This window comes from Pseudomonas sp. TE3728 (assembly GCF_056279145.1).
Genome location: NZ_JBWBQT010000001.1, coordinates 6059429 through 6084220 on the forward strand (window position 1 = coordinate 6059429; position 24792 = coordinate 6084220).

25 protein-coding genes, 1 pseudogene and 1 riboswitch are annotated in these 24792 nt (G+C 59.4%); of the genes and pseudogenes, 18 read left to right on the forward strand and 8 right to left on the reverse strand.

From position 1 onward, the window contains the following. Positions 1–187: 187 nt before the first annotated feature. From brnQ to ACZ89R_RS26765, 3 genes and pseudogenes are all read left to right on the forward strand, one after another. Positions 188–1501, forward strand: coding sequence for a branched-chain amino acid transport system II carrier protein (gene brnQ, locus ACZ89R_RS26755; protein WP_429547580.1), 1314 nt, complete (start codon positions 188–190; stop codon positions 1499–1501). A 274-nt stretch (positions 1502–1775) separates the two neighbouring features. Next, positions 1776–2517: pseudogene (locus ACZ89R_RS26760) on the forward strand (DUF599 domain-containing protein). Next, positions 2517–2918, forward strand: coding sequence for an MAPEG family protein (locus ACZ89R_RS26765; RefSeq protein WP_429547579.1), 402 nt, complete (start codon positions 2517–2519; stop codon positions 2916–2918). Before ACZ89R_RS26760 ends, ACZ89R_RS26765 begins: the two are co-directional and overlap by 1 nt. 77 nt (positions 2919–2995) lie before the next feature. On the opposite strand, the gene ACZ89R_RS26770 is transcribed toward ACZ89R_RS26765, so the two are convergent. After that, positions 2996–3241 (reverse strand): hypothetical protein, encoded by a 246-nt coding sequence (locus ACZ89R_RS26770; protein WP_123496139.1) that lies wholly within the window; start codon positions 3239–3241, stop codon positions 2996–2998. 157 nt (positions 3242–3398) lie between these two features. On the opposite strand from ACZ89R_RS26770, the gene ACZ89R_RS26775 reads away from it, so the two are divergent. The 3 genes from ACZ89R_RS26775 (at position 3399) to htpG (ending at position 6309) form a co-directional block, all read left to right on the forward strand. Continuing rightward, positions 3399–3875 carry a PaaI family thioesterase gene (locus ACZ89R_RS26775; RefSeq protein ID WP_095051822.1) on the forward strand — a complete coding sequence of 159 codons (477 nt, stop codon included), beginning with the start codon at positions 3399–3401 and terminating at the stop codon, positions 3873–3875. After that, on the forward strand, positions 3872–4324 hold the full coding sequence (locus tag ACZ89R_RS26780) for a PaaI family thioesterase (RefSeq protein WP_429547578.1): 453 nt from the start codon (positions 3872–3874) through the stop codon (positions 4322–4324). The genes ACZ89R_RS26775 and ACZ89R_RS26780 overlap by 4 nt, the downstream gene beginning before the upstream one ends. A gap of 80 nt (positions 4325–4404) precedes the next feature. Next, positions 4405–6309 carry a molecular chaperone HtpG gene (htpG, locus tag ACZ89R_RS26785; RefSeq protein ID WP_123496661.1) on the forward strand — a complete coding sequence of 635 codons (1905 nt, stop codon included), beginning with the start codon at positions 4405–4407 and terminating at the stop codon, positions 6307–6309. A 129-nt stretch (positions 6310–6438) separates the two neighbouring features. On the opposite strand, the gene ACZ89R_RS26790 is transcribed toward htpG, so the two are convergent. Both ACZ89R_RS26790 and ACZ89R_RS26795 read right to left on the reverse strand, forming a co-directional pair. After that, positions 6439–7326, reverse strand: a complete 888-nt coding sequence (locus ACZ89R_RS26790) for a pirin family protein (RefSeq protein WP_429547577.1) — start codon at positions 7324–7326, stop codon at positions 6439–6441. A gap of 61 nt (positions 7327–7387) precedes the next feature. After that, complete coding sequence (locus ACZ89R_RS26795) at positions 7388–7804, reverse strand: OsmC family protein (protein WP_429547576.1); 417 nt, start codon at positions 7802–7804, stop codon at positions 7388–7390. 337 nt (positions 7805–8141) lie between these two features. Here ACZ89R_RS26795 and ACZ89R_RS26800 point away from each other — a divergent pair, with 337 nt between their 5' ends. Next, positions 8142–8606, forward strand: coding sequence for a DUF3859 domain-containing protein (locus ACZ89R_RS26800; RefSeq protein ID WP_429547575.1), 465 nt, complete (start codon positions 8142–8144; stop codon positions 8604–8606). Positions 8607–8678: 72 nt separating this feature from the next. On the opposite strand, the gene ACZ89R_RS26805 is transcribed toward ACZ89R_RS26800, so the two are convergent. From ACZ89R_RS26805 to purM, 3 genes are read right to left on the reverse strand one after another with little or no spacing between them, the layout of a single operon-like run. After that, positions 8679–9392: a DUF3108 domain-containing protein gene (locus tag ACZ89R_RS26805; RefSeq protein ID WP_429547574.1), complete on the reverse strand. Its 714-nt coding sequence runs from the start codon at positions 9390–9392 to the stop codon at positions 8679–8681. An 8-nt stretch (positions 9393–9400) separates the two neighbouring features. After that, positions 9401–10051: a phosphoribosylglycinamide formyltransferase gene (gene purN, locus ACZ89R_RS26810; protein WP_018925121.1), complete on the reverse strand. Its 651-nt coding sequence runs from the start codon at positions 10049–10051 to the stop codon at positions 9401–9403. After that, complete coding sequence (gene purM, locus ACZ89R_RS26815; protein WP_008071503.1) at positions 10051–11109, reverse strand: phosphoribosylformylglycinamidine cyclo-ligase; 1059 nt, start codon at positions 11107–11109, stop codon at positions 10051–10053. Before purM ends, purN begins: the two co-directional genes overlap by 1 nt. Positions 11110–11498: 389 nt before the next feature. Here purM and ACZ89R_RS26820 point away from each other — a divergent pair, with 389 nt between their 5' ends. The 5 genes from ACZ89R_RS26820 to ACZ89R_RS26840 all read left to right on the forward strand — a co-directional run bounded on the left by ACZ89R_RS26820 (position 11499) and on the right by ACZ89R_RS26840 (position 16165). Then, positions 11499–12557, forward strand: a complete 1059-nt coding sequence (locus ACZ89R_RS26820) for a DUF2066 domain-containing protein (protein WP_429547573.1) — start codon at positions 11499–11501, stop codon at positions 12555–12557. 30 nt (positions 12558–12587) lie between these two features. Next, positions 12588–13661, forward strand: coding sequence for an AI-2E family transporter (locus ACZ89R_RS26825; RefSeq protein WP_429547572.1), 1074 nt, complete (start codon positions 12588–12590; stop codon positions 13659–13661). A 230-nt stretch (positions 13662–13891) separates the two neighbouring features. After that, complete coding sequence (gene hda, locus ACZ89R_RS26830) at positions 13892–14596, forward strand: DnaA regulatory inactivator Hda (RefSeq protein ID WP_007898944.1); 705 nt, start codon at positions 13892–13894, stop codon at positions 14594–14596. Between the two features lie 228 nt (positions 14597–14824). Continuing rightward, positions 14825–15463: a C40 family peptidase gene (locus ACZ89R_RS26835; RefSeq protein WP_218394223.1), complete on the forward strand. Its 639-nt coding sequence runs from the start codon at positions 14825–14827 to the stop codon at positions 15461–15463. Between the two features lie 165 nt (positions 15464–15628). Then, on the forward strand, positions 15629–16165 hold the full coding sequence (locus tag ACZ89R_RS26840) for a C40 family peptidase (protein WP_063342954.1): 537 nt from the start codon (positions 15629–15631) through the stop codon (positions 16163–16165). 102 nt (positions 16166–16267) lie between these two features. Here ACZ89R_RS26840 and ACZ89R_RS26845 read toward each other — a convergent pair whose 3' ends face one another. Together ACZ89R_RS26845 and ACZ89R_RS26850 are read right to left on the reverse strand one after the other, a co-directional pair. Then, a complete protein-coding gene (locus ACZ89R_RS26845) occupies positions 16268–17581 on the reverse strand; it encodes a PQQ-dependent sugar dehydrogenase (RefSeq protein ID WP_123496159.1) in 1314 nt (437 codons plus the stop codon). A gap of 68 nt (positions 17582–17649) precedes the next feature. Further along, on the reverse strand, positions 17650–18234 hold the full coding sequence (locus ACZ89R_RS26850) for a hypothetical protein (protein WP_123496161.1): 585 nt from the start codon (positions 18232–18234) through the stop codon (positions 17650–17652). Between the two features lie 154 nt (positions 18235–18388). Next, positions 18389–18639, forward strand: a riboswitch (cobalamin riboswitch). A gap of 81 nt (positions 18640–18720) precedes the next feature. On the opposite strand from ACZ89R_RS26850, the gene cobO reads away from it, so the two are divergent. Genes cobO through ACZ89R_RS26880 form a run of 6 tightly spaced genes read left to right on the forward strand, consistent with a single transcriptional unit; the run spans position 18721 to position 24731 of the window. Beyond that, positions 18721–19332: a cob(I)yrinic acid a,c-diamide adenosyltransferase gene (gene cobO, locus ACZ89R_RS26855; RefSeq protein ID WP_008071512.1), complete on the forward strand. Its 612-nt coding sequence runs from the start codon at positions 18721–18723 to the stop codon at positions 19330–19332. A 10-nt stretch (positions 19333–19342) separates the two neighbouring features. Then, positions 19343–20725 carry a cobyrinate a,c-diamide synthase gene (locus tag ACZ89R_RS26860; protein ID WP_429547571.1) on the forward strand — a complete coding sequence of 461 codons (1383 nt, stop codon included), beginning with the start codon at positions 19343–19345 and terminating at the stop codon, positions 20723–20725. Then, on the forward strand, positions 20722–21372 hold the full coding sequence (gene bluB, locus ACZ89R_RS26865; protein WP_123496165.1) for a 5,6-dimethylbenzimidazole synthase: 651 nt from the start codon (positions 20722–20724) through the stop codon (positions 21370–21372). Before ACZ89R_RS26860 ends, bluB begins: the two co-directional genes overlap by 4 nt. Then, positions 21369–22277, forward strand: a complete 909-nt coding sequence (gene cbiB, locus ACZ89R_RS26870; RefSeq protein ID WP_123496167.1) for an adenosylcobinamide-phosphate synthase CbiB — start codon at positions 21369–21371, stop codon at positions 22275–22277. The genes bluB and cbiB overlap by 4 nt, the downstream gene beginning before the upstream one ends. Next, complete coding sequence (gene cobD / locus ACZ89R_RS26875; protein WP_123496169.1) at positions 22270–23262, forward strand: threonine-phosphate decarboxylase CobD; 993 nt, start codon at positions 22270–22272, stop codon at positions 23260–23262. The genes cbiB and cobD overlap by 8 nt, the downstream gene beginning before the upstream one ends. 8 nt (positions 23263–23270) lie before the next feature. Further along, complete coding sequence (locus ACZ89R_RS26880; RefSeq protein ID WP_429547943.1) at positions 23271–24731, forward strand: cobyric acid synthase; 1461 nt, start codon at positions 23271–23273, stop codon at positions 24729–24731. Positions 24732–24792: the final 61 nt, after the last annotated feature.

Here is a 24792-nt window from a genome sequence, read left to right on the forward strand (position 1 = left end):
GGATAGTTCGCCCTGTAACAGTGCGTTTGTCGTGCAAATTCGTTAGGCTAGCAGCCATTTTTGCGTCCGCGGCCCACAAGGCAGCGACGCGCTAAACGGGTTAGTCCTATACGGGCCGACAGCATTTCCCTCACCCATAAGGGAAATCCCTCTCTAAATTCCGATTCAGTAGTGTGGTATTTCCTTAATGAAAGTGTTGAAAGGCCAGGACATCCTGGCACTGGGTTTTATGACATTTGCCCTGTTCGTCGGGGCTGGCAACATCATCTTCCCGCCTATCGTCGGTTTGCAGTCCGGGCCTAATGTCTGGATGGCGGCGCTGGGTTTTCTGATCACCGCGGTTGGTTTGCCGGTGATCACCGTTGTCGCCCTGGCCAAGGTCGGTGGTGCAATGGATGCCTTGAGCAGCCCGATCGGTAAAGTCGCCGGTGGCCTGCTGGCAGCTGCGTGCTACCTCGCTGTAGGCCCGTTGTTCGCAACGCCACGTACCGCGACCGTGTCGTTCGAAGTGGGCCTGGCTCCGCTGACTGGCGAGAGCCCGCTGGCGTTGTTTCTCTATAGCTCGGTGTACTTCCTGCTGGTGTTCTTCATCTCGCTCTACCCGGGCCGCCTGCTCGATACCGTAGGACGTTTCCTCGCACCGCTGAAGATTATCGCCCTGGCCGTTCTCGGCATCGCCGCGTTTGCGTTGCCGGCCGGTGATATCGGCGTGGCCACTCCTGAATATGTCGCAGCACCGTTCTCCCAAGGCTTTATCAATGGTTACCTGACCATGGATACCCTGGGTGCGCTGGTATTCGGCATTGTCATTGTTAATGCGATCCGCTCCCGTGGCGTGGAATCACCAGCGCTGATCACCCGTTACGCGATCATCGCCGGTCTGATTGCCGGCGTGGGCCTGGCGCTGGTTTACGTCAGTCTGTTCCGTCTCGGTTCGGGCAGCCATGAGGTGGCCGCTGGTGCTGCCAACGGCGCGGCGGTATTGCACGCGTATGTTCAACACACGTTTGGTTCGTTGGGCAGCGGTTTCCTTGCGGTGCTGATCTCCCTGGCCTGCCTGGTGACAGCGGTCGGTCTGACGTGCGCTTGTGCCGAATACTTCAGCCGTGTACTGCCACTGTCCTACAAGACGCTGGTGATCATCCTGGCTGCGTTCTCCCTGTTGGTGTCCAATCTGGGCCTCACCAAGCTGATCGCGTTCTCGATCCCGGTGCTGACCGCCATCTACCCGCCGTGCATCGCCCTGGTAGCGCTGAGCTTCTGCAAGGACTTCTGGCATGAGCAGGGCCGCATCGTCGGTCCGGTGATGCTGGTGTCGTTCATCTTCGGTCTGATCGATGCCCTCAAGGGCGCCGGTCTGGCAGGCTGGATGCCGACTCAGCTGACTCACCTGCCGCTGAGCGAGCAGGGTCTGGCGTGGCTGGTGCCAGCGGTCATGACCCTGGTGGTCGCGGTGGTCTGCGATCGTCTGTTGGGCAAGCGCGAAGAAGCGCTGGCTTAAGCTGCTTCACGACCCGCCACAAGCGGGCCTCGAGCTGCTTCCTGGCAAAAATGGAAATGCCCCGTATCAATCGATACGGGGCATTTTTTATGGGCGTGATGCAGTGTCTTTTTCCTTGAGCTAACGTCGAAGCATTGCCAAATCTAATGTGGGAGCGAGCCCGCTCGCGATGGCGGCTTTACATTCAATAGATATGTTGGCTGATCTACCGCCATCGCGAGCAGGCTCGCTCCCACAGGTTTCAGTTCTCCGAAAACGCACCACAAGGACCTGCATGTCGTTCATCCACGCCAATCTGATCCACATCCTCGCCGCGCTCTGGTTTGTCATCTGCTGGGGTGGCTACACCCGTTACGCGACATGGAAAGGCCGCGACACCGCGTGCCTGGCCAGCGTGTTGCACCTGTATCGCGAAGACTGGATGCGCCGCATGCTGTTGCGCGACAACCGCATTGCCGATGCCAGCGTGATCGGTAACCTGGAGCGCAATGCCTCGTTCTTCGCTTCCAGCACGCTGATTATCCTGGCCGGTATTCTCACGGTATTGGGGGGGTGCGTCCGACAGAGCCGTGTCGTTACTGGCGGATATCCCGATGGTGCAACAGGCTTCCCAGGGCATGTCGGAGATCAAGTTGTTGTGCCTGGCGCTGGTGTTTGTCTATGCGTTCTTTACGTTCAGCTGGTGCATGCGTCAGTACAACTTTGCGGCCATTCTCGTGGGCTCGGCACCGATGATCGGAGAGCGCCATGTGTCTGAGCAAGAGCGTAAAGCCTTCGCTTCCCGGGCGGCACGTGTCATTTCCATGGCGGCCAACCAGTTCAACTTCGGTCTGCGTTCCTACTACTTCGGCATGACCATGCTGGCGTGGTTCGTCAGTCCCTGGTTGTTTATGTTGATGAGTGCCGGCGTCGTGCTGGTGTTGTATCGCCGCGAATTTCACTCCGACGTTCTCGATGTGATGGTCTATACCCCCACAGAGGCGCCATTGCCTGAAGTTAACAAGGAGGCTGCTTGATGAGTATTCCGTTCTGGTGTGTGTTTATCAGTGCATTGTTGATTTTCGTGGCAAAGATCCCGGTGGCCAAAGCCATGAACGAGCAGGGTGGTTACAACAATCACCTGCCGCGCCAACAGCAGGCGCAACTTACAGGCTTCGGTGCCCGTGCATTGGCGGCCCATCAGAACAGTTTCGAGGCGTTCATGATCTTTGCGGTGGGGGTGTTGATGGCGCACACCACGCAGACGGCGGGATGGCTGATCGATGCGCTGGCGATCGTCTTTGTGATCGCGCGCATCCTATATCTGTTGTGCTATTGGGCGGACTTGGCCTGGCAGCGCAGCCTGGTGTGGTTCGTTGGCTTAGTGTGTTCGTTGTTGCTGATGATTAGTCCGACTTTTAGGACGATTTTGATCTAATACTGCATTGCAAACAAAAGCCGCAGATAAAAGAAAACCCGCACTTGGCGGGTTTTCTTTTATCACTAAAAACGCTTTTAGTTTTTAGGTGCTTCTGGCGCGGCTTCTTTTGTCGCTGCTGCGTTCGATTCGGCCTGAGCTTTGGCAGCTTCGGCGTTTTCTTTTGCTGCCTCGTTCACTTTATCCTGAGCTTCGCTCATTTTTTCCTGAGCTTGCTCGGCATGTTGGTTAGCATCTTGAGCTTTGTCCTCGGATTTTTTATCGCAGGCAGCGAGACCGAGGGAAGCGGTCAACATCAAGGCAATAGCTAAAGTCTTACGCATGGGGTGTTTCTCCTGATGGAAAATATCTACTGGCCTTTCGAGCACGGCGAATAGGGTTAAGTTCCTCAATTCGCACAGATATATAAGTTTGTTTTGCAGCGGAACTTTTTCCTTCTTGCCTGCTACTTTGCCCAGACACTAAGAAGAGTTTAATCCAATGGCCGAAAACCCCGTTTTTGAGCGTGCGACGCGATTCCTGTCGGCGTTGCGGCATTGTCAGGTACTCGGCATGCGCGTTCACAGCGCCAGCAGCGAAGGATTGACGGTGATTCTGCCGTACAGCCCGCAGATCGTCGGTAACCCGCAAACCGGGGTGATTCATGGCGGAGCCTTGACCTCGCTGATGGACACCGCCTGCGGCATGGCTACCCTTTGCGTGCTGCCCGAATTCGAAGTCTGTCCGACGCTCGACTTGCGCATCGACTACATGCACGCCGCCGAGCCGCACAAGGACGTGTACGGCTTCGCCCAATGCTACCGAGTGACCACCGACGTGATCTTTGCGCGCGGTTTTGCCTATCAGGACGACCCCGAGCAGCCCATCGCCCATGTGGTGGGTACCTTCATGCGCATGGGCAAGGGCATTAAAGGCACTAAAGGTTTTGGCGGCGTCATTGCTGGAGGGGCGAAATGACCGACATGTTCAAGGAACAACTTCAACAGGCCCATGCGCAAGGGGACTACGCCTCGCTGCCGCACCTGATTCCCTACGCCAGACTGATCGGCGTCGAATGTTCGCGTGTCGGGGATGAGCTGCTGTTTCGCCTGCCGGCCAACAAGGACAATATTGGTAATCCTTTATTGCCGGCGATTCATGGCGGGGTGATTGCCGGGTTCATGGAGCTCTCGGCGGCACTGCACCTGCTGATCTTCACCGGCTCGCCCGGCGTGCCGAAGATTATCGACTTTTCCCTCGACTACCTGCGCGCGGGGCAGTTTCGCGATACCTGGGCCAGATGCCAGGTGTGCCGACAGGGGCGGCGGGTGGCAAACGTGGCGATTACCGCCTGGCAAAGCACTGAGGCCGAGCCCATTGCCACGGCCCGCGCTCACTTCAAAATCGAAGAGCCCTTGAAATCCTGATCTCAGCCCCCAACTCTGAGGACAACCCGCCGTCGACCTCAAGGTCGCGGCTTATGCCATCTGATTGGAGTTTGATGACCATGAGTGTGGAAACTCAAAAGGAAACCCTGGGCTTCCAGACCGAGGTGAAGCAACTGCTGCACCTCATGATCCATTCGCTGTATTCCAACAAGGAAATTTTCCTTCGCGAATTGATCTCGAACGCCTCTGACGCTGTCGATAAATTACGCTTTGAAGCCCTCGCCAAGCCTGACTTGCTGGAAGGCGGCGCTGAACTGAAAATCCGTGTGAGCTTCGATAAAGACGCTAAAACCGTCACCCTCGAAGACAACGGCATCGGCATGAGCCGTGAAGACGCGGTGACCCATTTGGGCACTATCGCCAAGTCCGGCACTGCCGATTTCATGAAACACCTGTCTGGCGATCAGAAAAAAGACTCGCACCTGATCGGTCAATTCGGTGTCGGTTTTTACTCGGCCTTCATCGTTGCCGATAAAGTTGACGTATTCAGTCGCCGTGCCGGCCTCGCTGCCAGCGAAGGCGTGCACTGGTCGTCCAAAGGCGAAGGCGAATTCGAAATCGCCACCGTCGAGAAGGCTGACCGTGGTACGCGCATTGTCCTGCACCTGAAATCCGGTGAAGACGAATTCGCCGATGGCTGGCGTCTGCGCAACATCATCAAGAAGTATTCCGACCACATCGCCTTGCCGATCGAGTTGCCCAAAGAAGTGGCAGCCGTTGAAGGTGAAGACAAGCCTGCCGTTGAATGGGAAACCGTCAACCGCGCCAGCGCCCTGTGGACTCGCCCTCGCACTGAAGTAAAGGACGAGGAATACCAGGAGTTCTACAAGCACGTTGCTCACGATTTTGAAAACCCGCTGAGCTGGAGCCACAACAAGGTCGAAGGCAAGCTCGAGTACACCTCGCTGCTTTATGTGCCGACCCGTGCTCCGTTCGACCTGTACCAGCGTGAAGCGCCGAAAGGCCTGAAGCTGTACGTGCAGCGTGTGTTCGTCATGGATCAGGCTGAGTCGTTCCTGCCGCTGTACCTGCGCTTCATCAAAGGCGTGGTCGACTCCAACGACCTGTCGTTGAACGTGTCGCGGGAAATCCTGCAGAAAGACCCGATCATCGATTCCATGAAGTCGGCGCTGACCAAGCGCGTTCTGGACATGCTGGAAAAACTGGCGAAGAACGAGCCTGAGCAATACAAAGGCTTCTGGAAGAACTTCGGTCAGGTCATGAAAGAAGGCCCGGCAGAAGACTTCGCCAACAAAGAGAAAATTGCTGGCCTGCTGCGTTTCGCGTCCACTCAGGGCGACGACGGCGAGCAAGTTGTAGGTCTGGCCGACTACCTGGCCCGCGCCAAGGAAGGTCAGGACAAGATCTACTACCTGACTGGCGAAACCTACGCACAAGTCAAAAACAGCCCGCACCTGGAAGTCTTCCGCAAGAAAGGCATCGAAGTGCTGCTGCTGACCGACCGCATCGACGAGTGGCTGATGAGCTACCTCAACGACTTCGACGGCAAGAGCTTTGTCGACGTGGCACGCGGTGACCTGGACCTCGGTAATCTGGATTCGGAAGAAGACAAGAAAGCCGCAGAAGAAGTCGCCAAGTCCAAAGAAGGCCTGGTTGAGCGTCTGAAGACGGCATTGGGCGACTCTGTTGCTGAAGTGCGGGTGTCCCATCGTCTGACCGATTCCCCGGCGATTCTGGCCATCGGCGAGCAGGACCTGGGCCTGCAAATGCGTCAGATCCTGGAAGCCAGCGGTCAGAAGGTTCCGGATTCGAAGCCGATCTTCGAATTCAACCCGGCTCACCCGCTGATCGAGAAACTCGACAACGAGCAGAGCGACGAGCGCTTCGGCGACCTGTCGCACATTCTGTTCGATCAGGCGGCCCTGGCGGCCGGCGACAGCTTGAAAGACCCGGCCGCTTATGTGCGCCGTCTGAACAAGCTGCTGGTTGAACTGTCGGTTTAACCGCGTTGTAAAAAAACCCGCTTCGGCGGGTTTTTTGATCGTTCCCACGTTCTGCGTGGGAATGCCTCTAGGGACGCGGAGCGTCACGGGCTGCAACCACGCAGAGCGTGGGAACGATCAGCCGATCAATTACAGGGGCGTTGGCGGGCTTCGGTGTTTCGGCAGTTCGATCCGCTCACTTTCCCCTGGCACTGTCGGCCAATCCCCGGCCGCCCAGCGCCGACGCGCTTCATCGATCAATGCCGGATCACTGGTCACGAAATTCCAGTTGATCCGTCGTGGCCCATCCAGCGGCGCGCCGCCAAACAGCACGGCATGACAGTCGCTCTCGGCGAACAGTGTCATCTCTTCTCCGGCCGGCAACACCACCAGCGAGTGCGGTTCCAGCAGCTCGCCATCCAGTTGCGCTTCACCGCTCAGCACATACAGTGCTCGTTCTTCATGCTCGGTGGGAATCAGCAATGTGGTCGCCGTTTGCAGGTTCAATTCGGCGTACAGCGTAGGAGAAAGCACCGGGACCGGCGATTCGAGGCAAAAGCCTGACCCGGCAATCATCCGTATCTTCACGCCAAGGTTATCGCTGACGGGCAGCGTGGCAGCCGGGTGGTGACTGTAATGTCCCGGACCGTGTTCACGATCCTTGGGTGAAGCCAGCCAGATCTGTAAGCCGTGCATCGTAAAGCCGCTGTCTTTCAATGGTTCGGGTGTGCGTTCGACGTGGGCAATTGCGCTACCCGCCGTCATCCAGCTGACATCACCGGCATTTACCACCTGATTGGAGCCAAGGCTGTCCTTGTGCTGGATTTGCCCTTCGAACAGGTAGGTGAGGGTGGACAGGCCGATGTGTGGATGCTGACGGATGTTCATGCCTTTGCCCGCCGGATAACGGGTTTCGAGCATGTGGTCGAAAAACACGAAAGGTCCGACGTTGCGGCATTTGGGCGAGGGCAACGGGCGAAGAATCGGCTGGCCTTCGACATCTTCGGCGCGAGGGCGAATCACGAGTGGCGTGTGCATGGTGCATTCCAGGCTGAGCGGGTGACGCAGGGAGCATAACCCGCTTACGCAGCCCTTGCCGCTATTGGCTGAAGGCACCTTCGGACAGATGGGTTTCGATGCTGATGTCGGAAGTGGTCATCAGCTTGTGTACCGGGCAGCGGTCGGCCACGCGGTGCAGCTCGTCACGCTGGGCGTCGGTGAGCACACCCTTGAGCGTGAGTTCGACGTGCAGGGCGTATTTGCCTTTCTGCTCTGCACTGTTGTCGCGCGTGACTTCAACCTCGACGCCCGTCAACGGGATGCCCTTTTTTCTGGCATACATTTTCAGCGTCAGGGCCTTGCAGGCACCGAGGGCTGCATCGAAGTAGTCGTGGGGTTCAGGTGCGGAGCCTTCGCCGCCAGAGGTTTTCGGCACATCGGCAAAGAGTTCGTGGTCATCGATCTGGATGCTGTGACGAAAACCTTCGGCGGAGACGGTATTGACGGTAACAGTCATAGGAAACCTCGCAGACAGTGGGAAAAGTCATTCGATCAAAAAAGACCCTGAAGTTATAGAGCATCCCTTCAAATTCGCGTTCCACTTTCTTGGCGGGGGATCCTGCTTCGTGCTGTCGCGAAGTGACACAAAATCTGTGGCGAGGGGGCTTGCCCCCGTTGGGTTGCGAAGCGACCCCGGGATTTCAAAGTTAAACCGCATGCAATGGGTTTACGACTGCTTCGCAGCCGAACGGGGGCAAGCCCCCTCGCCACAGGATTGTGCTGAACCCAAGGTTGTCATCGTCCTGTCACCCCCGCGTCATACCCTCGCGCTCATCTCAATCAAGGAGCGCACCATGCACCTCACCCGTTTAACCGCCTTGGCCACAATGATGTTCGTCAGTGGTCTGGCCAGTGCCGAAGTCCGCGTCGAAGGCCCAGTGGAATACGGCGTGTTCGCTGGCCCCAAAGCCGAACTGCAATCGGGCGAGCGAGTTTTGCGCCGCAGCAATGAACAGATCCAGCAAACCGAAATCGTCCCCGCCAAACTCGGCACCAAATTCGGTATACGCTACCAGTTGGCCGGCAAGGTCGCCGAAGACCAGCCACTGACGCTGCTCTATTTCACGCCGGGCATCCGTACTCCGGATGGCGCGCGTCATGACAAACTGGAAGTGACTCAAAAACTGGTACCCGGTGCTCCGCAGGATGTGATGGCGTATGAGTTCACCGAAAGCCATGAAGTCGTTCCCGGTGAATGGCGTTTCATGGTGTTCCAGGGCGACCGTCTGCTGGCCCAGCAACGCTTTACCGTGCGCTGATCGCTCTCTCGCCCAACCAAATGCCAGACGAAAAAAAGCCCCGCGTTTGCGGGGCTTTCATGTTGGTGCGGATCAGCTGCCTTTGACCGTCTTGCCGTTGACCGTACCGTCGAGGAGCATGATGTTGTACTCCTTGCCGTCGGTTTCGACCTGTTGCAGACGGACCAGCAGGTAATCCCAGTCCTTGGCGAACCACAGGACGGTGATGCGCTTGCTTTGTGTCGGGTCGCGCACGCGCTCGACCTTGATTGCATCGATCTGGCCAGCCTTGGTGTCGACTTTCTCCGAACCCAGCACGCGGAAGTCATAGGTATCGACTTCGCCGTCATCGACGACCTGATAGCTCATGCTTTTCTTGCCAGCGGCGACGTCATGCTGCAGCGCCAGTTGATAGGTGGACTTGTCGACCATGCCGCGGTTGAGTGGAAGCTTGACGGCGTCACCACGATCGGTGCCGGTGACCATTTTGTTGGTCCAGTCGAAGTCCAGGTCAGCCTTCTTGGCTTTGCCCAGACCGCCACGTTCGAAGTGGTAGGACTGCGGCAGCAGGGTGTCCTTGTCCAGGGTCAGGGTACTTTCTTCAGTCAGGCTGGCGATCATCATCGACGCCTTGAAGCTGAGCTTCCAGATGCCGTTGGCGCCCTTGGTCAGGCTGCGTTCGGCGGTGCCGCTCATGGGCAACTGCTTCCAGTCGGCGGTGTAGCTGGCGGAGAAAGGTTGAAGGTCTGCGGCCTGCGCAAACGGCAGGGCGAGCAGAGCGCAAGCGAAGAGCAGGGCGCGACGCATAAAATCTCCTAGGTTCGAATCAAGTGGCCGCTGGCCGCGAGTAGCTGTCCGTCCAGTAAAGCACCTTGTTCACCGAGTGATAAACGACCTTCGGCAAACCAGCGTACGGCCATCGGGTAGATCAGGTGTTCCTGGGTATGGACTCGCTGCGCCAGACTCTGCGGCGAATCGTGCAACTCTACCGGTATTACTGCCTGTACGACCAGTGGTCCGCCATCGAGTTCCTCGGTGACGAAGTGCACGGAACAGCCGTGTTCAGTGTCGCCGGCCTCCAGCGCGCGCTGATGGGTGTGTAACCCTTTGTATTTGGGTAGCAGCGAGGGATGGATATTGAGCAGGCGACCCTGATAGTGGCGCACGAAGTCAGCGCTGAGAATGCGCATGAAGCCGGCCAGTACCACGAGTTTGGGGTTGAAGGCGTCGATCAGTTCGATCAGCGCGGCATCGAAGGCCTCGCGACCTTCGAAAGCCTTGTGATCCAGGGTGCGGGTGTCGATACCCGCGTCCCTGGCGCGTTGCAGGCCGTAGGCGTCGGCGCGGTTGGAGATCACCGCAGCGATGCGGGCCGGGCTGTCGCCGGTCCGCGTGCTGTCGATCAAGGCCTGCAAGTTACTGCCGGTGCCGGACAACAGCACCACCACATCACAGGTCTGGGACATCAATGAGCCTTGAGGTTCTTCAGTTCAACCTGGGCCGCGCCTTCGGCAGCGGTGGCGATCTGACCAATGACCCAAGGCTGCTCGCCGGCTTCACGCAATACGTTCAGCGCAGTTTCAACGTGCTCCTGGCTAACGCAGATAACCATGCCGACGCCGCAGTTCAACACGCGATGCATTTCGTTTTCGTCGACGTTGCCTTTCTCTTGCAGCCAGTCGAACACGGCAGGGCGAGTCCAGCTTGCAACGTCAACCACCGCTTGTGCGCCTTTTGGCAGAACGCGCGGGATGTTGTCCAGCAGGCCACCACCGGTGATGTGGGCCATGGCTTTGACGGCGCCGGTTTCCTTGATCAGCTTGAGCAGCGGCTTCACGTAGATGCGGGTCGGGGCCATCAGCAGGTCGGTCAGCGGTTTGCCGTCGAGCTGGATATTTTCGATGTCTGCACCGGACACTTCGATGATCTTGCGGATCAGCGAGTAGCCGTTGGAGTGCGGGCCGGAAGACGGCAGGGCGAGCAGGGCATCGCCTGCAGCGACTTTGGAACCGTCGATGATTTCGGACTTTTCCACGACACCGACGCAGAAGCCGGCCAGGTCGTAGTCTTCGCCTTCGTACATGCCCGGCATTTCAGCGGTTTCGCCGCCGACCAGGGAGCAGCCGGACAGTTCACAGCCAGCGCCGATGCCGGTCACGACCTGGGTCGCGGTTTCAACGTTCAGTTTGCCGGTGGCGTAGTAGTCGAGGAAGAACAGCGGCTCGGCGCCGCAGACCACCAGGTCGTTCACGCACATGGCAACCAGGTCGATGCCGATGCTGTCGTGCTTGTTCAGGTTCAGCGCCAGGCGCAGCTTGGTACCGACGCCGTCAGTGCCCGAGACCAGTACCGGTTGTTTGTAACCGGCCGGGATTTCGCAGAGGGCGCCGAAACCGCCCAGGCCGCCCATGACTTCCGGGCGCGCAGTGCGCTTGGCGACGCTCTTGATGCGTTCGACCAATGCTTCACCGGCGTCGATGTCTACACCGGCGTCCTTGTAGCTCAGGGAGGGTTGCTTGCTCATGATCCAGGCCTTTAGGGGGGATTCAGGGGTAACGACCGAGTCCAGTGGGGCCACTGAAGCTGGCGAAGGGCAATTGCCAAACGCGAATTTCAGGGCGCCCGGCTGTTGCCGGTCTGCGAAGGCGCGCGATTTTATCAGGCTTGAGGGGCTGCGGCCATCCTCGTGCCGACGGGCAGGGGCATATCGCGTTAAAAAAACCGATATTGCCCGTGTTGGTGGCGTCCCGGATGGCTGTATAAGGTATCGACATTAACCGTCTATCGTTATGACAGTGCGAAAACTTACCGGGATCGGGTGAATGTTTTGCTTGAACCTGTGGTCAACAGACCCTTGGTTCATTCATCTTCACGCGGTCTGTTCCAGCCGCTCTTGTCGTCAGGAATCTTTTTATGCGTTTTCTTAAATTCTTGTTCGCGGGCTGTTTAACCATGGTCAGCCTGACCGGTCATGCCGAAACCGTCAAAGGCCTCTATCAAGTGCGCGAGCCCGTCAGCAGCCAGACACCGGAGGAGCGCGATCAGGCGACTCAGCGGGCGCTGGATACGTTGGTGTTGCGCCTGACTGGCGACCCAAAGGCGGCGCAGAGCCCGGGGCTGGCGACCGTGCGCAAAGACCCTCAGCAGATCATCAGTCAGTTCGGATATGACGCCGGGCCACCGCAAGTGCTGAAAGTCGATTTCGATCCGGCCACCACCGAACAGGCCTTGCGACGTGCCGGGTTGGCTGTGTGGGGTGCCAATCGGCCGTCGATCCTCGGCTGGTGGTTGAACGATTCCACTGAAGGTTCGAGCCTGGTCGGCGATGGCCAGGCCAGCGCCACGCCACTGCTTCGAGCGGCGCAACATCGTGGTCTGCCGCTGCGTTTGCCGCTGGCGGACCTGAACGAGCAGATTGTCGCCACTGCGCCGAATCTGGAAAGTGCCGACCCGGCACCGTTGCGTGGCGCATCCGACCGTTACAATGCCGACGCTTTGCTCGCCGTGCATGCCCGTGAAGAGGGTGGCCAATGGCAAGCCAAGTGGCGTTTATGGTTGGGCGATCAGAAAGAAGCCGGTAGCGTGCAGGGCGCCGATACCGCCGCGCTGGCCGATGCGGTGATGCTGGCGGTCAGTCAACGCCTGGCGCCGCGTTTTGCCGCCAAACCGGGCGCTTCGAGCGAGCAATTGCTGGAAGTACAAGGGATGAGCCTGGAGCGTTATGCAACGCTCGGGCGTTTGCTGGAGCCTTTTGGTGCACGCCTGCAAAGTGTCGACGGCGACCGCGTGCTTTATCGGGTCAACGGCAGCCCCGATCAGCTGCGGGCGCAGTTGTCTTTGGGCAGGTTGCAGGAAATTCCGGCCGGTGAGACGCCGGCTCCAACGGTGCCTGTTCAGCCTGTGGTTGCTGGCTCGACACCGGCCGCAGCGCCAGCCCCGGCGCTGACGCCGCAGTTACGTTTTCGCTGGTAGTTTTTCTTTATATAGAAGCAGGAGTGGTACATGGCCGATACACGGCGTTGGTTCTGGCTCGGTGGGGTGGTCCTGCTTTGCGCGTTTGTTTACCTGTTGCACCCGATCCTGACGCCGTTCCTGGTGGCGCTGTTGCTGGCTTATCTGTTCGACCCGCTGGTGGATCGGCTGGAAAAATACGGTCTTTCACGGACCTGGGGCGTGGTGGCAGTGTTTGCCTTATTCACATTGCTCGTCACCGCATTGCTGTTGGTGTTGGTGCCGATGCTCGCCAAGCAGCTATTTCGCTTGTATGAGCTGACGCCGCAAATGCTCGACTGGTTGCAGCACACTGCCGTGCCGTGGGCGCAATCGAAGATTGGGTTGTCGGATGGCTTCTGGAAATTCGACAAGCTCAAGGCGGCGTTCAGCGAGCACATGGGCCAGACCACCGATGTGGTCGGGGTGGTGCTGAGTCAGGCGACGGCTTCAGGTCTTGCGCTGATTGGCCTGCTGGCCAATCAGGTGCTGATTCCTGTGGTGAGTTTTTATCTGTTGCGCGACTGGGATCTGATGATGGCCAAGATCCGCAGCCTGCTGCCCCGTGATCGTGAAGAGCGCGTCATGACCTTGGCGGGAGAATGCCATGAAGTGCTCGGGGCCTTCGTGCGCGGGCAGTTGCTGGTGATGCTGGCGCTGGGTGTGATCTACGCCGCAGGCTTGATGATCGTCGGGCTGGAGCTGGGGCTGTTGATTGGTCTGATTGCCGGTCTGGCGGCGATCGTGCCGTACATGGGGTTCGTCATCGGAATTGGTGCGGCATTGATTGCCGGCCTGTTCCAGTTCGGTGGTGATTTGTATCCCATGATCGGTATTGTCGCGGTGTTCATGGTCGGGCAGGCGCTGGAAGGCATGGTCCTGACACCATTGCTGGTGGGCGACCGGATCGGCCTGCACCCGGTGGCGGTGATCTTCGCCATCCTGGCTGGCGGCGAGCTGTTTGGTTTTACCGGTGTGTTGCTGGCATTGCCGGTAGCGGCGGTGATCATGGTCCTGGTGCGTCACGTACATGATTTGTATAAGGATTCGGATATCTATGGTGGTGTCGACGAATCCGCGCTGTAAGGGTTTTTGATCGCTCATGGCGGGCAGCCTGGTTTCGTGCCAGGTTTGCCCGTATCCCTCGTGCGGCTGTCACATGCGCCGCCAAAGAAACTGTCATAAAACCAGTGCATTAACGCAAACCTTTGATTTTGCTTGTGGTCTGTCGCATTGTGCGGTCAGCCTCACGGGTATAAACTTCGCAAACTTTACACAGAGGCCACTAACGGTTCCTTTGGAACTGTTCAGTCAGCATGAAACCGATTCAGCTGCCCCTAGGTGTGCGTCTGCGTGATGACGCTACCTTTATCAATTACTACCCAGGCGCCAATGCCGCTGCACTCGGCTATGTCGAGCGGCTCTGCGAAGCCGACGCCGGCTGGACGGAAAGCCTGATTTACCTCTGGGGCAAGGACGGGGTAGGGCGAACGCATTTGTTGCAGGCGGCGTGTCTGCGCTTCGAACAACTGGGAGAACCGGCGGTGTACCTGCCGTTGGCCGAGTTGTTGGACCGCGGCATTGAAATCCTCGATAACCTCGAACAATACGAACTGGTCTGTCTGGACGATCTGCAGGCGGTCGCCGGCAAGGCGGATTGGGAAGAGGCGCTGTTCCATCTGTTCAATCGTCTGCGTGACAGCGGCCGGCGTCTGCTGATCGCCGCCTCGACATCCCCGCGTGAACTGCCGGTGAAGCTGGCAGACCTCAAGTCGCGGCTGACGCTGGCACTCATCTTCCAGATGCGCCCACTCTCTGACGAAGACAAATTGCGTGCCTTGCAGTTGCGCGCATCCCGTCGCGGCCTGCACCTGACCGACGAAGTCGGGCATTTTATCTTGACCCGCGGTACCCGCAGCATGAGTGCGCTTTTCGAGCTGCTTGAACGCCTCGATCAGGCCTCCCTTCAAGCCCAGCGCAAGCTGACAATCCCGTTCCTGAAAGAAACCCTTGGTTGGTAAAAAAACCTGATCAAACTCAGGTTTTACACGGGTTTCGGCATATTCCAGGCGTCAACAAACCCGCTTTCCTGCAAGAGGGCAGGCTGCGCAAAGGTTCAAAATGGGCTTAAGCGCTTAGATGTAAACGAGAAACCGAAAAGTCACATACAGATCGATTGAATTTGCAAATGAGGTCGATAGCGGGCATAGTCGCGGCTTCTTTAGAAACTATCAGCCACGGTCGTGCCCATGCTAAATCGCTTCGCACCCCTCGTGCCTCTCGCACTCGTCACCCTGTTGTTCGGTTGCGCTGCCCACTCTCCAGTGTCCCAGCAAGCGCCAAAACAGCAGGTTTCAAATTCAGTTACCGCGCAGTCTTCTTCCGTTCTTTTCCAGGAAGAGCTAGTCACCGATAAAGAACTGGCAGACTTCGCCGGCGGCAAGTCGTACCAGCTTCCGGTTCTCGCCGACAGCATCCTCGAACGTGGCATGTCCCTGATCGGTACCCGTTACCGTTTTGGCGGCACCTCCGAGGCCGGCTTCGACTGCAGCGGCTTCATCGGTTATCTGTTTCGTGAAGAGGCCGGCATGAACCTGCCGCGCTCCACCCGCGAAATGATCAACGTTGACGCGCCTCTGGTTGCTCGCAGCGCCCTCAAACCGGGTGACCTGCTGTTCTTCGCCACCAATGGTCGTCGCGGTCGTGTCAGCCACGCCGGGATCTACCTGGGTGACAACCAGTTCATCCACTCCAGCAGCCGCAAAAGCGGTGGTGTCCGGATTGATAGTCTGGGCGACAGCTACTGGAGCAAGACCTTCATCGAAGCCAAACGCGCACTCGCGATGGCGCCGACTGCGGCCCCGGCTATCGTCACGGCTCGCAAGTAAGCGGACAGTTTATAAGGCGAACTTAAAGTCTTACTTGAAGTTTGCCGCGTAGCCGCTAGAATCCTGATCTATTATTGATGGCAAACCGCCTGCGTTCTGCGCAGGCGGTTTTCTTTTCTGCCTTTTCGGTGGAAAAAGCCGCAGCCAGATCAGGATGTTCTGTTTATGACGATGTCGGCCCGCCTCACACTCATATTCTTCGCAGCGCTGCTCAGCGCCTGCGCCAGCCGCACACCGCCCCCTGCGCCGGTGGTTCGTGCTCCCATTGTTTTCGGTCCTTCCCAAGCCTTTTCCCCTGCGGCAGAAGACGTGCTGTTTCGCGCGCTGGGCCTGGTGGGAACACCTTATCGCTGGGGCGGCAACACGCCGGATTCCGGATTCGATTGCAGCGGTCTGATCGGTTATGTGTATCGCGATGTCGCCGGCATTTCCTTGCCGCGCTCCACCCGCGAGATGATCGGCATGCAAGCCCCCAGTGTCGGCAAGGAAGGCCTGCAAACCGGCGACCTGATTTTCTTCGCCACCAATGGCGGTTCCCAGGTCAGCCACGCCGGGATCTACGTCGGCGAAGGCCGCTTCGTCCATGCGCCAGCCACGGGCGGCACGGTCAAGCTGGACAGCTTGTCCAAGGCTTACTGGCAGAAAGCCTACCTGAGCGCCAAGCGCGTCTTGCAACCTGAGCATTTGGCACATAATCCGTAGCGGATGTAGGCGTCTGCCGGAAAAGATCGCAGCCTGCGGCAGCTCCTACGTTGGATGGCGTACACCCTGTAGGAGCTGCCGAAGGCTGCGATCTTTTGACATTTACTTAGCCGCGGAAACGCGCCACACCTTGTTCCCCACATCATCCGCCACCAGCAAGCCGCCTTGCTGATCGATCACAACACCCACCGGCCGGCCCATGGCTTTTTCGTCGTCAGTGAGGAAGCCGGTGAGCACATCCACCGGCTGCCCGGTCGGTTTGCCGGCGGTGAACGGCACGAAAATCACTTTATAGCCGCTGTGAGGTTTGCGGTTCCACGAGCCGTGTTGGCCGATGAAGGCGCCTTGGGTGAACGGCGCGGGCAACTTGCTGCCTTCGGCGAACGTCAGGCCCAGTGACGCGGTATGCGGCCCCACCGCGTAGTCCGGTGCAATCGCCTTGGCCACCAGGTCGGGGTTTTGCGGCTCGACGCGAATGTCGACGTGCTGGCCGTAATAGCTGTAGGGCCAGCCGTAGAACCCGCCATCCTTCACGGATGTGATGTAGTCCGGCACCAGGTCGCTGCCGATTTCGTCACGCTCGTTGACGGCTGTCCACAGTGCGCCGCTCTGCGGTTCCCAGGCCAGGCCGTTTGGATTACGAATCCCCGAGGCGAAGATCCGATGATTGCCGGTGGCGCGTTCCACTTCCCAGATCGCCGCGCGACCTTCCTCCTGATCCATGCCGTTTTCGCCGACGTTGCTGTTCGAGCCCACGGTGACGTACAGCTTGCTGCCATCCTTGCTGGCGATGACGTTTTTGGTCCAGTGATGATTCAGCGTGCCGCCCGGCAGGTCGACCACCTTGATGGGCTGCGACTTGATCGCCGTCTCACCGTTTTCATAGTGGAAACGCAGCAGGCGATCAGTGTCGGCGACGTACAGGTCATTGCCGACCAGGGTCATGCCGAAGGGCGAATTGAGGTTTTCCAGGAATACCGTGCGGGTTTCGGCAACGCCATCGTGGTCCTTGTCCCGCAACAGGGTGATGCGGTTCGGGCTGGGGACGCCAGCACCGGCACGGCCCATGACTTTGCCCATGACCCAGCCGCGAATGCCTTGACCATCATCGGGTTTAGGCGGTGCATTGGTTTCGGCCACCAGCACATCGCCGTTTGGTAATACGTAGAGCCAGCGCGGATGATCGAGGCCTTCGGCAAACGCCACCACTTGAGTCCCGGTCGCGGCGACAGGTTTCTTGCCTTCAGGCCAGCCGATCGCCGGGGCGATGTTCACCGTCGGGATCAGGGTTTTATTCGGTTCTGGCAGCTTGGGCGAGGGGCCTGTGCCATCCGAGACTTGCAGGCTGGAGGTTTCACCACAGGCGGCGAGCCCTCCGGCGAGCGCGATGATGAAAACGAGCTGGGGTTTGCGCATTACTGATCTTCCCTATGAATGCATTGACGTAATCATAGAGAAGCGTAGACGTTCGATGGTTCAACCGGTCAGCCGCGGGCTTCCTTGAGCAGAACAGCGATGCCTGGATGGTAGTTGCCGGCTTCATTGCGCAACTTGCGGTAGGCGTAAGGGAAATACCAGGCCACGGCGCAGGTATGTTCCTTTTGCAGGTCGTCGACCATGTCCTGGAGTTCTTCCGGGGTGGCGCTGTGTTGGGCTTTTTGTGGCGCGACAAACAGACAGCCGAGTTTCAGATCGCTGGCGTAGCTGATTCGCTTCGCGTCACTGGTGATGTCCGCCAATGCCTGAGTCAGGTTCAGGCTATTGACCCGTGGCCAGCGCTGGGTGGCCTGGAGATACGCGCGCTCTTCGCTGCTGGCGATAAACAGATCGGCGCGGGCGTTGCGTTCGCCTTCTTCGATCTGTTTGCGGGTCGACGTCTGTGCCAGCGTGACCATTTCTGCCATCCAGGCCGCGGCGCAGAGCAGACCGAGGTTGGCGTTTTCGTCGTACCAGTAAGGTGTATCGTTATCGCCGCGCACGGTGTTGTAGCGGTCGATACAGTCAAACCAGCGTTCCAGTACCGGCCGCAGGAATTCCAGCTTCGGATTGCTGATGATCATGCCTTGCATGTGGCTCACCCTTGTTATTGTGTTGTCAGGTTGTGGCTCTTTGATATCACTGCTGGCAGTTTGGCACAAGATTGGCGTCAGTTAATTGATCGACGGCAGTTATTCGCTCAGCGGTGTCCCGGCTTTAATTGACGCTCCATCCCCAACCCTCTAACCTTCGCGGCTTGTTTCAGGTGCTCTGTGACCTTGGTCGACAGAGTGAAACAGGGAAGCCGGTGAATGAATTTCTTCCAGCGAAGAATGATCACGATCCCGGCGCTGCCCCCGCAACGGTAAATGAGTAAAAGCTGCGCGAGGGCCTGTCATCAGGCCCTAGCCACTGTGTCGACTGTCGACATGGGAAGGCGCGTAGTCAGGCGCAAGCCGCTCATGAGCCCGGAGACCGGCCTGATTCATCCAACGGCATCACGGTGGGCGATGCCAGGCTTCTTGCCGTCTATTCTTGTGCCTGCCCGCCGTTATCCAGCCCCAACGGAGAGCTCCCCCATGACTGATACTCCCGATCGTGACGAACGCCATCTGGCGCGCATGCTGCGAAAAAAAGCGGTGATCGACGAACGCATCGCCAACTCGCCGAATGAATGCGGTTTGCTGCTGGTGCTTTCCGGCAATGGCAAAGGCAAGAGCAGTTCGGCGTTCGGCATGCTTGCGCGGTCCATGGGTCACGGCATGCAGTGCGGCGTGGTGCAGTTCATCAAGGGGCGCACCAGCACCGGCGAGGAGCTGTTCTTCCGACGCTTCCCGGAGCAAGTGCGTTTTCATGTGATGGGCGAGGGCTTTACCTGGGAAACCCAGGACCGTCAGCGCGACATCGCCGCCGCCGAAGCCGCCTGGGCAGTGTCCCGCGAATTGCTGCGTGATCCGGCCATTGGCCTCGTGGTGTTAGATGAATTGAACATCGCCCTCAAGCACGGCTACCTCGATCTCGATCAGGTGCTCAGCGACTTGCAGGCCCGTCCGCCGATGCAGCACGTGGTGGTCACCGGTCGCGGCGCCAAGCCCGAGATGATCGAACTGGCCGACACTGTCACTGAAATGGGCATGATCAAGCACGCCTTCCAGGCCGGAATCAAAGCGCAAAAAGGCGTCGAGTTGTGAACTGCACTTTATGAATAGCCATCGTCAATGCCCGGCGGTACTGATCGCCGCGCCGGCCTCCGGCCAGGGCAAGACCACCGTCACCGCCGCGCTTGCCCGTTTGCATCGCAATCAGGGGCGAAAGGTTCGCGTGTTCAAATGCGGCCCGGACTTCCTCGACCCAATGATTCTCGAGCGCGCCAGCGGCGCACCGGTCTATCAACTCGACATGTGGATGGTCGGCGAGCAAGAAAGTCGTCGTCTATTGTGGGAAGCCGCTGGCGAAGCCGATCTGATCCTCATCGAAGGCGTCATGGGGCTATTCGACGGTACGCCATCCAGCGCCGATCTGGCGCGGCACTTCGGTGTGCCGGTGCTCGGCGTGATCGACGGCACCGCGATGGCGCAGACGTTTGGCGCGCTGGCCCTGGGCCTTGCGCGTTATCAGCCGGATTTGCCGTTTGCCGGTGTGCTGGCCAATCGGGTCGGCACCGTGCGCCATGCGCAATTGCTCGAAGGCAGCCTGACTGAAGGTTTGCGCTGGTACGGAGCGTTGTCCCGGGAGACCGGCATCGAATTGCCAAGTCGGCATCTCGGCCTGGTTCAGGCCAGTGAATTGAATGATCTCGACCTGCGTCTCGATGCGGCGGCCGACTCATTAGCCAGCAGTTGCGATGTGGCGCTGCCGCCAGCCGTGGAATTCGCCGCGCCTGAAATGATCGCAGCCGAACCGTTGCTGGCCGGTGTGCGGATTGCCGTGGCCCGGGATGAAGCTTTCGCGTTTACCTACGGCGCGAGCCTGGATCTGCTGCGGGCCATGGGAGCCGAATTGACTTTCTTTTCGCCGATCCGCGACAGCGAATTACCTGAGGCAGACAGCCTCTATCTGCCGGGCGGTTACCCTGAATTGCACCATGTAGCGTTGTCGCAAAACACGCCGATGCTGACCGCGATCCGCGCTCACCACGCGGCGGGCAAACCGTTGCTGGCCGAGTGTGGCGGCATGCTGTATCTGCTGGATTCCTTGACCGATGTCGAGGGCACTCGCGCTGAACTGGTTGGCTTGCTGGCCGGTGAGGCGGTGATGCAGAAGCGTCTTGCCGCGTTGGCCTTGCAGGCGGTCGAATTGCCGGAAGGTTTGCTGCGTGGGCACACCTATCACCACTCGCTGACCAGCACCGGGCTTGAGCCGATTGCTCGAGGGTTGAGCCCCAATGGCGGACGAGGGGCGGAGGCGGTTTATCGTGAGGGGCGGATGACGGCCTCTTATGTACATTTTTATTTTCCGTCCAATCCATCGGCGATTGCAGCGCTGTTTGTGCCTGACCTTGAGGACGCCTTCGCGAGCAAGCCCGCTCCCACAGGGGAATGCAATTCAAATGTGGGAGCGGGCTTGCTCGCGAAGAGGCCATGACCGACAACACATTTTCCGAAGCCGAACGCGCAGCGGTTTATCGTGCCATCGCCGAGCGCCGCGACATGCGGCACTTCAGCGGCGGCACCGTCGAACCCGAGTTACTGAGACGTCTGCTCGAAGCCGCGCACCAAGCGCCGAGTGTCGGCCTGATGCAGCCCTGGCGTTTCATCCGCATCAGCGACCGGGTACTGCGCGGCAAGATTCAGCAGTTGGTGGAAGAAGAACGCATCCGCACCGCCGAAGCCCTCGGCGAGCGCTCCGACGAATTCATGAAGCTCAAGGTCGAAGGCATCAACGACTGCGCCGAGGTGCTGGTCGCCGCGCTGATGGACGATCGTGAGCGGCATATCTTCGGCCGTCGTACATTGCCGGAAATGGACATGGCCTCGCTGTCCTGCGCCATCCAGAACCTTTGGCTCGCATCCCGCGCCGAAGGCCTTGGCATGGGCTGGGTGTCATTGTTCGAGCCACAAGCGCTGGCGGACTTGCTGGGTTTACCGACCGGGGCCAAGCCTTTGGCCGTTCTTTGTCTGGGGCCGGTCAAGGAATTCTACCCGGCGCCGATGTTGGTACTCGAAGGTTGGGCGCAGGCGCGTCCACTCAGCGAATTGCTGTATGAAAATTATTGGGGAGTGAGTCAATGAGTGTGGCGTTGTTGAGTGTCGCCGCGGTCGCGCTGGATGCGCTGCTGGGTGAGCCCAAACGCTGGCATCCGCTGGTGGCGTTCGGTCGTTTTGCCGATCGCATCGAGCAACGTTTCAACTCCGGTGGCCGCGGCTGGCGCAGTCACGGCGTTACGGCCTGGGTGATGGCGGTCGTGCCGCTGACCTTGTTGGCCACCGCACTTTCCTGGGCGCCTTACGTTGGCTGGATTGTCGAGATTCTCTTGCTCTATTGTGCCCTCGGCATGCGCAGTCTCGGCGAGCACGTCGAGCCGGTGGCCAAGGCCCTGCGCAGCGATGATCTGATCGAGGCGCGCAAACGTGTGGGTTATCTGGTCAGCCGTCAGACCAGCGAACTGGATGAAACCGAAGTCGCCCGCGCCGCCACCGAGTCGGTGCTGGAGAACGGCAGCGATGCGGTGTTCGCCGCGCTGTTCTGGTTTGCCGTGGCGGGTGCGCCCGGCGTGGTGCTCTATCGCCTGAGCAACACGCTTGATGCGATGTGGGGTTATCGCAACGATCGCTTCGAACGTTTCGGTTGGGCTGCGGCGAAGATCGATGATGTTCTGAACTACATTCCTGCACGCCTGGTGGCGTTGACCTACGCGCTGCTGGGTAAAACCCGACTGGCGCTGAAGTGCTGGCGTATCCAGGGCCCAACCTGGGACAGCCCGAATGCCGGGCCGGTGATGGCGGCCGGTGCTGGCGCGCTGGGTGTCGAGTTGGGCGGGGCGGCGATTTATCACGGTGAACTGCATCAGCGTCCGCAATTGGGCGAAGGCGTGCCGGCGGATGCCGATTCCATCGACCGTGGCTGGCAATTGGTCCAGCGCGGGGTATGGTTATGGCTGCTGATTCTCTGCGTGGGGGCTGAATTCTATGCTTGAACACGGTGGCCGCTTGCGCAATGCGGCGCTTGAATACGGCATTGCCGAAGCCGATTGGCTCGACCTGTCCAGTGGCCTGGCGCCTTGGCCATTCCCGGTTCCGGACATCCCGCTGCGGGCCTGGGCGCGGTTGCCAGAAACCGATGACGGTCTGGAGCAGGCTGCCTGCGACTATTACGGTGCGGCTCAGGTGTTGCCGGTGGCCGGGTCGCAAATGGCGATCCAGTTGCTGCCGCGGTTGCGCCGGGCCGGCAAGGTCGGCGTGCTGTCGCCGTGTTACGCCGAACACGCCCAAGCCTGGCGTCGCAACGGGTACATCGTGCGTGAAGTGCTGGAGTCGGAAGTCGATTTCTTTCTCGACAGCCTCGATGTGCTGGTGGTGGTCAACCCGAACAATCCCACAGGGTTGAGCCTGACGCCGGCTCGTCTGCTGGATTGGCATTCTCGGCTGGCCCAGCGCGGTGGCTGGCTGGTGGTGGACGAGGCGTTCATGGACAACACCCCGCATTTGAGCCTGGCGCCGTTTGCCAATCAGATCGGTTTGATCGTGCTGCGCTCCTTCGGCAAATTCTTCGGCCTGGCCGGTGTGCGACTGGGGTTTGTGCTGGCCGAGCGCAAGTTGCTCAAGCTACTGGCCGAACAGGTCGGACCCTGGGCGGTCAGTGGGCCGACCCGAGTGCTGGGCCAGGCGTGCCTGACGGATACGGACGGGCACACCCGACAGCGCATTCGTACTGACGAGGCCGGCGAGCGTCTGGCGTTGCTGCTTGAACAGTACGGTCTCAAACCCCAGGGCGGTTGCGCATTGTTCCAATGGCTGATCATCGAGTGCGCCGAAGCACTGCACGAATTCATGGCCCGGCGCGGCATTCTGCTGCGGTTGTTCACCCACAACAGCAGCCTGAGGTTTGGCTTGCCCGCCGATGAAGCGGATTGGCTGCGTCTTGAGCAAGCGCTTGAAGCCTACGTTAAGGAAGCGCAATGACTACGTTGATGGTGCAGGGCGCGACTTTGATGGTGCAGGGCACTACATCGGACGCCGGTAAAAGCACACTGGTGACGGCGCTATGCCGCTGGGTTGCGCGCCAGGGTGTCAGCGTCGTGCCGTTCAAGCCGCAGAACATGGCTCTCAACAGCGCGGTGACCGCTGACGGTGGCGAGATTGGTCGCGCTCAAGCGGTGCAGGCCCAGGCCGCCAACCTTGAACCGCACACCGACATGAACCCGGTGCTGCTCAAGCCCAATAGCGATACCGGCGCCCAAGTGATCATTCATGGTCGCGCGGTCACCACCATGAATGCTGTCGCCTATCACGACTACAAAGCCATCGCCATGCAAGCGGTACTGGCCTCCCATGAGCGGTTGAGTGCGGCGTATCCGGTGGTGATGGTCGAAGGCGCGGGTTCGCCGGCAGAGATCAACCTGCGGGCCGGCGACATCGCCAATATGGGGTTTGCCGAGGCGGTGGACTGTCCGGTGGTACTGATTGCCGACATCAATCGCGGTGGAGTTTTCGCGCATTTGGTCGGTACGCTGGAGCTGCTGTCGCTCAGCGAACAGGCGCGGGTCAAAGGCTTCATCATCAACCGTTTTCGCGGCGACATCGCCTTGCTGCAACCAGGCCTCGATTGGCTGGAGGCGCGCACTGGCAAACCGGTGATCGGCGTTTTGCCTTATGTGATGGACCTGCATCTTGAGGCCGAGGATGGTCTCGATCAGCGTCAGACCGATAAGGCCGATCAGGTACTCAACGTGGTGGTGCCGGTACTGCCGCGCATCAGCAACCACACCGATTTCGATCCGCTGCGCCTGCATCCGCAAGTGGACCTGCAATTCATCGGCCCCGGTCAGGCGATTCCGCCGGCCGACCTGATCATTCTTCCTGGCTCGAAAAGCGTGCGCAGTGACCTTGCGTACCTGCGGGCCAACGGTTGGGAGACGGCGATCTCGCGGCACTTGCGCTACGGCGGAAAAGTGCTGGGGATCTGCGGCGGTCTGCAAATGCTCGGCGAGCAGGTGCATGACCCGCTGGGCCTCGAAGGCGCGCCGGGTTCCAGTGCTGGCTTGGGCCTGCTGGCGTTCGAAACGCAGCTCGAAGAAGAGAAGCAGTTGCGCAATGTGCGTGGGCGCCTGGCGCTGGAAGATGCGCAGGTTAGTGGCTATGAAATTCATGCCGGCGTGACCACCGGCCCAGCACTGGAAAATGCTGCGGTGCAGCTCGACGATGGTCGCTGCGATGGCGCGCAAAGTGTCGATGGGCAGCTTTTCGGTACGTATCTGCATGGGCTGTTCGAGTCACCGGCGGCGTGCAGTGCGCTGTTGCGCTGGGCCGGGTTGCAGGATGTGCAGGAGGTCGATTACCACGCTTTGCGTGAGCGCGATATCGAACGGTTGGCGGATCTGGTGGAGAAGCATCTGGATACTTCGCTGTTGCGTGAACTCTGTGGGATTTGAGGTGGTGCTGAGGGCCTCTTCGCGGGTAAGCCTCGCTCCTACGGTATGGAGGTGTTTGCAG